We start from the raw sequence: 11930 nt of genomic DNA on the forward strand, positions 1-11930 counted from the left end.
CTAATAAAACTGGCTCTATGCTGCCCGATGGTTTGCTGCAAATTGGTGGTTACACAACCAATAATGGCGTTGATGGCAGCGGCATTAACGGTAGTTTTAATTTCAGCACCGGTTTAGCAGTAGGGCTTGATCATCGTTTTTGGATCGGCAGTAATTATTCATTTAATAGCGTTAATAACACCACACCAACATTCATTTCAGCAGGTTTTCTAAGCCAAGGAATACTAACTTCTAGACCTTTTGATGTGTTGATATTAGGGTTTGGCAAAAGCGGATTTTCGCCAACTATTGCCGCCAGCCAAAGCTATGAGGGTGTAATAGAACTTGGTTATCAATTACAACTAAATCCAACGCTTAATCTGCAACCTGCTGTGCAATGGATAATAAATCCCGGCGGCGCTGCTAACACCACCGGGATATTTGCTACAACCTTACAAATAACTCTTAATCTCTAATATTTTCAACTTAGAACAGGAACGTGGTTTTCAGCACACCGCCATAGGCGTTGTTGCTGCCACTTCCTGCTGGATTTGTAATCGTAAAGAAGGCAGGGGTAACACTGATGTTGTCGGTAACTTGGAATTTGTACCAAATCTCCCAGGCAAAGGTGCTTTCATCCGTACCTAAGAAACCATCGTTTCCGGTTACAAATGTTGGCTGACCAACGGCTGTGCCAAAGGTGTTCCCTTTGATAAGCGCATCAGCCCACTGCATACCCACATACCAAGATTGGCTTTGGGCCTTTGCTCCTTTTTGGTTTGCTTCCACACCCCAGATTTGTGATGCCTTAGCAGCGCTATAGGAGTTGGTACCCCAACCAGCACTAATAGATGGAATCCAGCTCACCTTGCTTGGTTTCCACCAGCCACTCAAGGCCAATGCGTTCACATCAAAAGCTGATAAACCAGCAAATGGGTTTGCAGCTTTTGGTGTTCCAACAGGGATATAACCCAAGCCATTATTGGAGCCGTCGTAGGCGCCGCCGCTTTGCGAGTAAGCGTAAGCAGCAGTTAAGTTCCAATTAGGCGCGGTGTAAGCCAGTTGAACTGTGCCGGTGCCGCCAGATCCGCTGGTAGCGATGCCGCCAGTAGCGGAATCACTGTTTTTACCGTTTGTCGCCACGTAGTTGGCGCTAGCGCTAAATCCATTATCAGACCACCAAATACCAGCACCGGCGCCGAGCGCTGATGTGTAGGTGCCGGGAGCACCAGCCAAGGTAAAGAAATCGATAATTGTATCGGCTGGATATTGGCTAGGCCATACCGCCAACATGTCGTCTTGACGCACCCTGGGGCCAGCGGTAATTGTGAAATTAGATCCAATCGGGAATTGATAGAAAACCCGATCTACCCCCATGGAATTGGCGCCGGAGGTTTCTTCAAAGGCAGTTTCAGCGCCAAGAGATGGATATGGGCTGCCAGACCATACGCTCTGGCCAAAGTTACCAACCCGCAAACGGGTGCGCAGTAAATCTTTGCCCGTAAAACTAGTGTTTAAATCAAGTATTACGTCGTAGTTGAAGCTAACTGCTTCTCCTGTTGGCACATTGCCGCCAATTAAATCCTTCAGGAACTTACGCGCAGCTGCTTTTACAGTGGGGTTCTGTTGCTGCAGCGGGCTCAAGGTGCCGTATTCAGCTATCGATAGATCCAGCGGGTTTGTGAATGCGCCAGTGTTTGTGAATCCACCAAGAGCGGTATTCGTAAACGTTGTGTATGGAGCAGTTGCAACATTGCTGGAATAGCGAATAAGCCCGCCACCTTTGACTGCCCGTGAAGCATTACCTAATGCCACCAGGTTTTGCATATCCTTTTTATCAATTACAAAACCACCTATTGATGGCGCTGCACCTGATGTGTTGCCGATGGTATTTGCCATCACGCCAACTAAATCAGAAGTAACAACCGTGCCAGCTGGCAAGGCATTATTTAAAAAGCCGCTTGTGCCAACACCAGGTTTTTGTGGATTGCCGCGCAAGCCAGCAACTGCAAGGTCGCCACCTACATAATTACCAAGTGAGGCTGTTGGTTGACCAACTACTCCAATAGCAGAAGCACCTGAGCCACCAGTCCAGGTGGCCGCCTTAGTAAAGGCCGTTACGCTGCCAGTTGGTGTGCCCGTTGCTGAATAGCTGGCGCCTCCGGGGGTAACGCTGTAGCTATTTGTTAAAACAGCATCATTAAAAGCCGTTTGGTTAGCAATTCCAACGCCTGCTTGCGCTAACGGGCTAGTGCCTTTATTAGCGCCGTCGAACTTTGCTGCGCCAAGCCAAAATACCGTTTGACCAGAAAGCTTGGTAGTAGTTGAAAACTGGGTTGCAGCTAAATCTGCAACTTTCGTTTCCAAGCCATCAACTTTTGCTTTTAATACTTTTAGCTCTTTCTCAAATTCCTTAAGCAAGCGTTTTACTTGCTCTGTCATCTCAGTAACACGATCAAGGCAGGCGTTAAGTAACGCCGCTGCCTCAAAGCGAGTCATCGCTTGCTTGCCTTTAAACGTGCCATTTGGATAGCCCGCTACGCAGCCATATTTAGTAACCAAGTTCGACAGTGCCTGATATGCCCAATCTGTTGGTTGCACATCAGAAAACTGGCTAACACTTGTTACCTGGCCCATCTGGGCTTCTATCGCCCGCATCCGGTCGATATCTTGTTGGTCTTGATAGCGATTAACAGACCCCATATCTAGGCTTTGAGCCTGGCTCGCCAATGGCGCAACCACTCCCATTACCAATGGAGCAAGCAATAGCTTGCGAAATGCATTCATGGTTCTCACACACAATAAAGAACGGATAGCGCAAAGCGCCGCATTCGCGAGAATCGAGAATGATTCTCATTCTAGCATCCCCTTCGGGACTAGCTCTGCAGCACCAAAGCGCCCATTAGCCCTCCTGCCAAGCTCCGATGTTTAGCAGCACTAAAACCAGCTTCGATCGCCAATTTTTCTTGCTCAATACCATCTGGAAATCGAGCAATGCTTTCCTCTAAGTAGGAGTATTGCTCGCCTAAGCCCACCTGGCGAGCCACCGGCACCACCACCCCCGCAAGGGCCCATTGCCGCAGAATCCCTGCAAAACCTTCGCTGGGATTGAAATCCAACACAACCCCACGGCCACTGGGATGCAACAAACGTTTTAATACTTCCAAACCCTTGCCTGGATCCGCAAGATTTCTCAATCCGTAAGCAATTACCGCTCCATCAAAACCAGTATCAAACGCTGGCAAATTCAACACATCAGCCTGCAACCAATTGATCTGCAACCAAGGCATGCCGGCAGAACGCTGCCTCGCTATCGCAAGGGGCGCTGCCGCTGAATCAACAGCCAGCACCTCACCGCCAGGCCTCAAATAATTAGCTAGCACTAAAGCAACATCACCGGTACCACAACAAAGATCTAGCCAGCGTTCCCCCGGCTTTGGTTTAACTAACGCCAGTGCTTGACGTTTCCAAACTCTATGCAAGCCGAAACTAAATAAATCATTGAAGCTGTCGTAATGAGGCGCCACTTGTTCAAATAAACTACGCACCGCTTTGGTTTCATTCACTGAAATACATGAACTAAAGGTGCATGGGGTCGGGCAAGAGTAATCACCATTACCAACGCCAAACCAACTGCAGCAGAACACACCATGCAGCCTGCCAACATTAAAGAAAATTCTTGCTTTTCATTAGCTGCTTGCATCAATTTTAAAGCCCAAGCCACCAGCGCCACCACAGCTAGCACCATGGCTATGCAGATAGCAATTGCCCAATTGGAATAGCCGGCAGATACCACTTCGAAAACTTTCAAAAAGTTCATAGCTTATTAATACTAAACTAAAAGCTGATTTATTGGCCTTATTGCTAAATTACAACTGAGAAGATGGTTCTTAATTTGCTCTACCGTTAAAATTGAATCATGCAATAAAGAAGCCAGCAAAGCGGCTGAAGCACCGGTTTTGATCAGCACCGCTTCAATATCTGCCAGGCAACCGGCCCCACCTGATGCGATCACAGGCACCGGCACCGCAGCTGCCACTGCAGCGGTGAGCTCCAAGTCGTAGCCCTGCTGAGTGCCATCTCCATCCATGGAGGTGAGCAAAATTTCACCCGCACCTAAGGCCACTACTTTTTGGGCCCAAAGAAGCAAATCCAAACCGGTGTTTTGCCGGCCTCCTTTTACATACACGTCCCAACCTCCGCCATCGCGGCGGCGGCCATCAATGGCAACAACGATGCACTGGGAGCCAAAACGGCGTGCCCCAGCTGTGATCAATTCAGGCTTTGCTACTGCAGCAGAATTCAAGCTCACTTTGTCTGCTCCGGCCCGCAGCAGTTCTGTGATTCCATCCACAGAATTAATGCCACCTCCAACAGTGAAAGGAATAAATAATTGTTCTGCTGTGCGTTTCACCAGCTCAATAAGAGTGTCGCGACCTTGATGTGTGGCAGCAATATCAAGAAAGACCAGCTCATCGGCGCCAGCTGCGTCGTAGCGACAGGCCAGTTCCACCGGATCGCCAGCATCCCTCAAGCCAACAAAATTAACCCCCTTCACCACACGGCCGGAGGCTATGTCTAGGCAGGGAATGATCCGTTTAGCAACCACGGGTTTGCGCTTTGAAAGAGGTAAACGGAGATTGCACTGGTAAGGTTTACGGGGAATTCAGTAAGCATAAATAGTGTCTCAGGCCGCCACTTCAGTTGCCATCACCCTTGGCACACGGGTAACCATCACTCGCGTGCGAGATCGCATCTCTGCTGATCTGGTGAAGTTGCTGCTCACAGATCCAACAGGTTCTGTAACCGGTTTCAAAATGACTGATGGCAGTGGTGTTGGCGTTCAAGTGAAACTTGATGGCGGAGCACAGAGCTGGTTTTTTGAAGATGAAATCGCTGCTCTCTAAGCCTTAATTTCTCTAAGCCCCAACCCTTTTTTGAGCCCGCTGCTGTGAGCAACAGCCCTAATCCAGAAGCCCCCAGTGGTGGTGGCGCCAGGCAATTACTTGGCATGAAGGGTGCCAGCGGCAGCCAAAACATCTGGAAGTTGCGCTTGCAACTGATGAAGCCGGTTACCTGGATACCACTTATCTGGGGTGTGATCTGCGGTGCTGCTGCCAGCGGACACTTCCAATGGACCCTTCAAGACAACCTTGCATCACTTGCCTGCATGGTGATGAGTGGCCCCCTTTTGGCTGGCTTTACCCAAACTATTAACGACTACTACGACCGCGATATTGATGCAATTAATGAGCCCTATCGACCTATTCCATCCGGAGCAATTGCCCTATGGCAGGTGAAAGTGCAGATATGGCTGTTGCTCCTGGCTGGGTTAGCTGCAGCCTGGGGCCTTGATCGTTGGGCGCAACATGATCGCCCCATCTTGCTTTTACTGGCCCTGGGGGGCTCCTTTATTAGTTTTATTTATTCAGCTCCTCCTTTAAAGCTGAAACAAAACGGCTGGCTTGGTAATTACGCCCTTGGAGCTAGCTATATCGCTTTACCTTGGTGGGCGGGGCAGGCTCTTTTTGGTGAGCTCAGCTGGGCTACTGCTGCTCTCACCCTCGCCTATTCCCTTGCAGGGCTTGGGATTGCTGTGGTGAACGATTTCAAAAGTGTGGAGGGCGACAAAGCACTCGGTTTGCAATCCCTACCCGTGGTGTTTGGGGTAAAGAAGGCGAGTTGGATCAGTGCTGCGATGATCGATTTATTTCAAATCGCAATGGTGGTGGCCTTAGTTGTACTCGGCCAACATCTAGCTGCAGTGCTGCTCACCTTATTAATAATTCCCCAAATAACCTTTCAAGACATCTGGTTACTACGGGATCCTGTGCTGTTTGATGTTAAGTATCAAGCAAGTGCTCAGCCTTTTCTTGTAATTGGAATGCTGGTTACCGCTTTAGCTCTTGGCCATAGTGGCTTTGGTAGCACTGGCTAGCTATGGGGATCAAGAGCGTGCCCCTAAAGAAGCGGCGTAAGCAACTACTGCTTGCAGCATTTGCTGCTGCAGCTGCTGGCGCTGCCACTGCTGCTGCAAGTTCTGCAGTGATGCAAGGGTTTGATGGCCTGTTGCCAGATGCCAGCCGGATTGCCAGTTTCAGCCGGCCTGGCACGGTAACGGTGCTATCCGCCGATGGCCAAGTGCTGCAAAAGCTAGGGCCCGCCACCCGAGAAAAAGTAGCAAATGGGCAGATGCCATTATTAATTCAGCGAGCATTTATTGCAGCAGAGGATCGTCGTTTTTATCAACATAATGGCGTTGATGTTATTGGTATTGGTAGGGCAATAATGACCAATATTTCAAATCGATCAGTGGAGCAGGGGGCAAGCACAATCACCCAGCAATTAGCAAGAGTTGTATTTTTAAATCAAGATCGCACCTTACTACGCAAATTAAAAGAAGCAGCGCTTGCTTTTAAGCTAGAGAGGCAACTTAGCAAGCAACAAATACTCGAGCAATACCTCAATAATGTGTACTTAGGCTCCAGTGCCTACGGAGTTTCAGATGCAGCTTGGGTTTATTTTTCAAAATCACCCAATCAGCTCACCCTGCCGGAAGCGGCTCTGATCGCAGGCTTGCCACCTGCGCCTTCGGTTTATTCACCTCTTGTGAATTCTAAGCTTGCTTTGGAGCGGCGTTCAATCGTGCTCAAGCGCATGGCAGAAGCTGGATTTATTGATACAGCACAGCTGGAAAGGGCAAATGCCACAGCTTTGTTGTTGAAACCAGCTCTTCCAAAGCATTGGAATAGTGCTGCGCCTTACTTCACCAGTTGGGTAGCCCAAGAATTGCCAAAGTTGCTCACCCCAGAACAATTGGAACTTGGCGGGCTCACTATCAGCACCAGTTTAAATTCCAACTGGCAAAAGATTGCTCAAAAAGTAATTGATCAAAACACCTACGGCGAGCTGCAGGGAGCCCTGGTTTCGCTAGAGCCCGGCACTGGTTTAGTGCGGACGATGGTGGGGGGCCGAGATTTTCAAAAGAGCCAGTTCAACCGAGCCACCCAAGCCCTGCGTTCCCCTGGCTCAACCTTCAAGCTTTTCGACTACACAGCTGCAGTGGCAGCTGGAATTAAACCAGAACAAATTTTTATTGATGCTCCTCGCTGCTGGAGCGGCTATTGCCCCAAGAATTTTGGTGATCGTTATTTCGGTGCAGTGTCTATGGCAGATGCCTTGAAAAATTCACTAAATACCGTTGCAGTGCAGCTTTTAGAAAAGGTTGGTTTTGATGCTGTTATAAACAACGCCCGCTCCCTTGGCATCACCAGACCTTTAGGGCGCTACTACCCATTAGCCATTGGCGCCTACGAGCAAACCGTGCTCGATATGACTGCCGCCTACGCAGCCATTAATAATCGCGGGATCTACATCCCCCCCACTCCGTTTGAAAGCATCAGCGGCCTTGATGGCCGCACGATCTGGGCTCGCAACACCCACAGCGATCACAGCCGCAGGGCGGTTGATAGCGACACCGCAGACACTGTGATGTGGATGTTGCAAAGGGTGGTGAGTGGTGGAACCGGCGCACCTGCTGCCCTAGCTGATCGGCCAGTAGCAGGTAAAACCGGCACCTCGGAAGGCGCCCGCGATCTTTGGTTCATCGGTTCAATTCCGCAACTCACCACTGGTGTGTGGTTTGGCTTCGACAACAACAGGAAAACCGGCAGTAGCAGTGCCCAGGCAGCCTGGGCCTGGAATCAGTTCATGCAGCCGGTAGTGAAAGACATGCCGGTTAAGCAATTTCCACCAAAGCCGCTACTAAATCGCAGCTTCAAATCACCTGGAGAACCTGCTGCGGCGCCCGTTTATCAAGATCCAGCAACGCGTTTGGACAACCAAGATGAGCCCAACAACAACCCTGATAGCGATCCCAATAATGCGGCCCCGATCCCAGGACCCATAGATCAAGTTGCTCCAGCGCCAACAACAGCCCCTGCATTACCACCACCACCTCCGCCAGTTGTTGATCCACCCCCGCCGGAATTGCCGAGCAAAGCCCCATAAAAACCATCACCACCCAGCTCTGCACTAGGCCAAAAAGTGTTTTCTGGTTCCAGCAATTGCCAATTGGGATAACCCTGCAGAAATCGCTGCACTTGTAGTTGATTTTCAGAGGGATTAAGGGTGCAAGTGGCATACACGAGGCGTCCGCCAGGGGCCAGCAAACGCGCTCCCTGCTCTAAGAGCTGCCGTTGCAGCTCAACCAATTCAGGCAACATTTCTGCTTTTAAGCCCCAACGGGCATCAGCATGACGAGCCAAGGTTCCCAAGCCTGAACAAGGCACATCCAGCAAAACACGATCAAATAGTTGCCCCTGCTTTTCCAATTCATCAAGGGCAACTGCATCAGCCACTGCCGTTTGGATGCAGTTAAGCCCCAGCCGTAGTGCATTTTCGCGTACGCGCTCAAGCCGCGAGGCTGAACGATCTAGGGCAATTAGCTCACCTTTATCCCCCATTAATTCGGCTAGGTGGGTTGTTTTGCCGCCCGGGGCAGCGCAGGCATCCAACACCCTTTGGCCCGGTTGAGGATCCAAAAGCGGTGCAATTGTTTGGGCGGCGCGATCTTGAACGCACCAATGCCCCTCCTTGTAGCCAGGCAGTTGCGTTAGGGGGCCGGGCCGTTGCAAAAAAGTTAAGCCGCAGGCTTGATTTGGCAATGCTGCAGCCAGCACTCCCACTTGAGCAAAGGCCGCCAATACCTCTTCCACAGTGCTGCGTAGAGGATTAACCCTTAAATCCAAAGCAGGGGTGATGTTGCTTGCTGCCGCAAGGTTTTGGGTGCGTTCCGCTCCAATGCTGTTCCAAAGTTCATTTACCAACCAATCGGGCCAGGATTGCTCAAGCGCTAATCGGGCTTGGGGATTCTCCGGAAGGGGCAGTTGTTCCCCTGCGGCAATCGCCCGAGCAGCACTTCGCAACACTCCATTTACCACCGGTGCAAGGGAAGCCAAACGCTCGCGTTTGGCCAGATCAACAGCAGTACTTACGGCTGCAGAAGCCGGAACCCGATCCATCGCTAGAAGTTGCTGTAAACCCACATGCAGCAACCAACGCAACCTTGGCGGTTGGCGCAAAGCTGGCACCTTGCCAAAACGATCGATCCAGCAATCAAGCCGCCTGCGCATCCGGATGGCCCCATAGCTGATCTCCGTTGCCATTGCACGGTCTAAAGCTGGCAGTGGCTGCCGTTTGAATTCTCGCTCCAAGGCCAAATCGGCATAGGCACCATCACCCACTGCCTCCAAAACACGCCAAGCCACCAATCTGGGCAACACACCAATGGGGGCAGGATCAGCAGTCAAGGTTGTTGAACAGGTGGGATCTGCATTAAAGACGCTGGTGAATACGCTGCAGCATCAAATAGCAGTTGGTCGATGCCCCTTTTGCCTAAACGCTTTGAGCGATTGCAGGCAGTGCTCAATGGCCGCATGGCAAATCTCACTGTGCTGTTGGAAGGGGTAGAGAAACCCCACAACCTTTCTGCCATCCTGCGCAGTTGCGATGCAGTGGGAGCGTTGGAAGCCCATGTTGTGAGCCTCAAGGGCAGGGTGCGCACCTTCAACAGCACCGCCCAGGGAAGCCAAAAATGGGTGCCATTGCGAGATCACAGCTCAATAGAAAATGCCTGCCAACATCTGCGGCAACAGGGGTTTCGCTTATTTGGCACCCAATTGGGCGTAAACGCCATCGATTATCGCCAGTGTGATTTCACAGGACCCACCGCTTTTGTGTTGGGAGCAGAAAAATGGGGATTAACTGACACCGCCAGTGCCGTGGTGGATCAATCCATATTCATCCCAATGGGGGGCATGGTGCAGTCTTTAAATGTGAGTGTTGCAGCAGCGATATTGCTATTTGAGGCCCTGCGGCAAAGACAACAAGCAGAACTCGTGCCTTGCAACGGAGAGGGTTTAACACCTGATCAATATGAAAAGATTTTATTTGAATGGTCTTATCCACAAGTAGCTAGTTGGTGCAACGATATTCAAAGGCCCTATCCGATTTTAAACGAGGTGGGTGAAATTATTGAACAACTACCAAGAACATTAAAGCTGCGCTGCTGAATTAAATCAAATAATGAATTAACGCCAATAAATCCTCTAGAAGGGCAAGAAAATTTCGTTATTACTAGCCGCGGGCAACGGCGCTTGATTTATTCGAGCCCTCGGCAACTTAAGGGCAAGCATTAATAAACCAAAGCCCAAAAGTTGATGTAGGCCTCCAACGCAAAGGCTAATTACGATCAAAACAACAGCAATGATTTTTTCAAGTACCCCCATCACTTCATCGGCATTACGCCTGCCGAGGTTCCAAAGCAGCGCGGCTATGGCCACAAGCAGCATCGATACGAAAATTGCCATATCAACCAACGTGTGGCACCAATCTAATCAAATTTTGGTTTCTGAGCCGCTCACCCAGGCGTCTATACCCTCACCAAGAAAAGACAAGCCCAACACCAGCACAAACATTGCTAAGCCGGGGTAGAGAGCTGTCCACCAAATGCCGGTAGGTAAAGCGGTAAGGGCCTGCTGCAAATCAGCTCCCCATTCGGGGATGTTGTCGGGTAGCCCAAGGCCAAGGAATCCGAGCCCCCCCAGCACCAAAACAGCATCAGCGGCATTCAAGGTGAGTACAACAGGCACAGAAGTGATCACGTTGCGCAATAAATAGTGGCGCATGATCCAGAGAGGCCCTGCTCCAAGGCTTTTAGCTGCATCCACAAAAAGTTCTGCTTTTACGGAAGCTGTTTGATTACGCACAACCCGGAAATACTGGGGCACATACACCACACAAAGAGCAGCAGCTGCATTTGGAAGCCCTTTCCCCAGTAAAAAAGCGAGCACAACACTCAATAGCAACACTGGCAAGGTGTAAAGCGTGTCCATCAATAAAACCAGCAAGCGATCCACATAACCGCCGAGGTAGCCGCTTAACATTCCCAATGGCACCCCAATAATCAAGGCCACCAAAAGAGCGCTCAGCACCACCTGAAGAGCTACTCCAGCCCCAGCAAGAGTGCGGCTGCAAACATCGCGGCCCAAGCGATCTGTACCACAAAGATGGCTCCAACTTGGCTGGGCATAAATAGGATTATCCAAACCAACATTTGGATTACTTAGGAAGCCAAAGTGAATCAAGGGGCCGGTTAATAAAGCAACCAGGCAGTAGAAGATCACAAGCCACACCCCCACCCTGGCAAGCCGGGCAGAAAGACTGCGGGGCCGCCAAGACCACGCCAGTTGCAAACGCTGGAAAAGCATTGCTAAAGGCTAACTCAAGAACTGCAACAGAGCATTCGATCGGGGCACATTAAAAATGCTGTTTCTTCCGGCATAAACCGGGCGACTAAAATGTCTATTGCAGTCAACAAGTTGATGCAGGTTGCTGGTAATAAAAAAGCCTTAAAAAGGCTGGAAAAGGGTTTTACCTTGGTGGAATTAATGGTGGTAATTGTAATTGTTGGGGTACTTAGTTCCGTGGCTTTACCTCAATTTATGGGGGTAAAAGATAAGGCAAAATTAAATACCCAAATAGCTGAACTCGCCGGCCTTGCGCGGGAGTGCTCTTCTGCAATCATTGCAGAAGGTCCATATCCATCCGCCTATGCAAGCGGCACTGCTGAAAATACAAATACAGGTTTAGCAATTTCCGGCGATTGCAACGGTGGCGATATTTCAACAGCCCCTGAAGCTAATATCAACTACACCACTGCAATCGCCAAAAGCAGTGGCGCAAAATGTGGCTCAATATCAATCAGTTCAGGGAAAAAATGCATGGCCACTGTAAAATCAAGCGATGGCTTGATTTCTTATTCTGAAATCTAAATAAGAATCAATCTTTGAATTTAAATCACCTTTTCATCAGTGGGCTAAAAACCCACTGATGTTTTTTATTACTCCGAAAGTACAGCGCTTGAATCGGCTTTAATTTTTTGGCTTTGG

General features: G+C 50.0%; 13 protein-coding genes. 6 read left to right on the forward strand and 7 right to left on the reverse strand.

Annotation, left to right across the window (positions count from 1 at the left end; all coding sequences use genetic code 11):
• The coding region (locus AC2JC8_RS08045) for a carbohydrate porin (protein WP_484594485.1) at positions 1-455 on the forward strand (455 nt) is incomplete at its 5' end.
• Between the two features lie 10 nt (positions 456-465).
• Here the strand turns inward: AC2JC8_RS08045 and AC2JC8_RS08050 are convergent.
• From AC2JC8_RS08050 to hisF, 4 genes are all read right to left on the reverse strand, one after another.
• Complete coding sequence (locus AC2JC8_RS08050; RefSeq protein ID WP_484594486.1) at positions 466-2766, reverse strand: iron uptake porin; 2301 nt, start codon at positions 2764-2766, stop codon at positions 466-468.
• 89 nt (positions 2767-2855) lie between these two features.
• Positions 2856-3545 carry a ubiquinone/menaquinone biosynthesis methyltransferase gene (locus AC2JC8_RS08055; protein WP_484400968.1) on the reverse strand — a complete coding sequence of 230 codons (690 nt, stop codon included), beginning with the start codon at positions 3543-3545 and terminating at the stop codon, positions 2856-2858.
• On the reverse strand, positions 3542-3799 hold the full coding sequence (locus tag AC2JC8_RS08060; RefSeq protein ID WP_484400969.1) for a hypothetical protein: 258 nt from the start codon (positions 3797-3799) through the stop codon (positions 3542-3544). The genes AC2JC8_RS08055 and AC2JC8_RS08060 overlap by 4 nt, the downstream gene beginning before the upstream one ends.
• Positions 3800-3811: 12 nt before the next feature.
• Positions 3812-4588 carry an imidazole glycerol phosphate synthase subunit HisF gene (hisF, locus tag AC2JC8_RS08065; RefSeq protein WP_484400970.1) on the reverse strand — a complete coding sequence of 259 codons (777 nt, stop codon included), beginning with the start codon at positions 4586-4588 and terminating at the stop codon, positions 3812-3814.
• A 73-nt stretch (positions 4589-4661) separates the two neighbouring features.
• Between hisF and petP the strand changes: the two genes are divergently transcribed.
• The 3 genes from petP to AC2JC8_RS08080 are packed head-to-tail and all read left to right on the forward strand — an operon-like array spanning position 4662 to position 7989.
• The gene (gene petP / locus AC2JC8_RS08070; RefSeq protein ID WP_255131134.1) at positions 4662-4886 is read left to right on the forward strand and encodes a cytochrome b6f subunit PetP; all 225 of its coding nucleotides are present in this window, start codon (positions 4662-4664) and stop codon (positions 4884-4886) included.
• Between the two features lie 44 nt (positions 4887-4930).
• Positions 4931-5917: a chlorophyll synthase ChlG gene (chlG, locus tag AC2JC8_RS08075; protein WP_484400972.1), complete on the forward strand. Its 987-nt coding sequence runs from the start codon at positions 4931-4933 to the stop codon at positions 5915-5917.
• A 2-nt stretch (positions 5918-5919) separates the two neighbouring features.
• Positions 5920-7989: a transglycosylase domain-containing protein gene (locus AC2JC8_RS08080; RefSeq protein ID WP_484400973.1), complete on the forward strand. Its 2070-nt coding sequence runs from the start codon at positions 5920-5922 to the stop codon at positions 7987-7989.
• On the opposite strand, the gene AC2JC8_RS08085 is transcribed toward AC2JC8_RS08080, so the two are convergent.
• Positions 7890-9290, reverse strand: a complete 1401-nt coding sequence (locus tag AC2JC8_RS08085) for a 16S rRNA (cytosine(967)-C(5))-methyltransferase (RefSeq protein WP_484594487.1) — start codon at positions 9288-9290, stop codon at positions 7890-7892. The genes AC2JC8_RS08080 and AC2JC8_RS08085 overlap by 100 nt on opposite strands.
• A 72-nt stretch (positions 9291-9362) precedes the next feature.
• Between AC2JC8_RS08085 and trmH the strand changes: the two genes are divergently transcribed.
• On the forward strand, positions 9363-10052 hold the full coding sequence (gene trmH, locus AC2JC8_RS08090; protein WP_482682961.1) for a tRNA (guanosine(18)-2'-O)-methyltransferase TrmH: 690 nt from the start codon (positions 9363-9365) through the stop codon (positions 10050-10052).
• A gap of 36 nt (positions 10053-10088) precedes the next feature.
• On the opposite strand, the gene AC2JC8_RS08095 is transcribed toward trmH, so the two are convergent.
• Both AC2JC8_RS08095 and AC2JC8_RS08100 read right to left on the reverse strand, forming a co-directional pair.
• Entirely contained in the window at positions 10089-10349 is a 261-nt protein-coding gene (locus AC2JC8_RS08095; RefSeq protein WP_461564305.1) for a hypothetical protein, read from the reverse strand.
• 27 nt (positions 10350-10376) lie between these two features.
• Positions 10377-11249: an ABC transporter permease gene (locus tag AC2JC8_RS08100; RefSeq protein ID WP_484400977.1), complete on the reverse strand. Its 873-nt coding sequence runs from the start codon at positions 11247-11249 to the stop codon at positions 10377-10379.
• Between the two features lie 90 nt (positions 11250-11339).
• Here AC2JC8_RS08100 and AC2JC8_RS08105 point away from each other — a divergent pair, with 90 nt between their 5' ends.
• Complete coding sequence (locus AC2JC8_RS08105; protein ID WP_484400978.1) at positions 11340-11813, forward strand: type IV pilin protein; 474 nt, start codon at positions 11340-11342, stop codon at positions 11811-11813.
• The last annotated feature ends 117 nt before the right edge of the window (positions 11814-11930 follow it).

The organism is Synechococcus sp. (assembly GCF_982614295.1).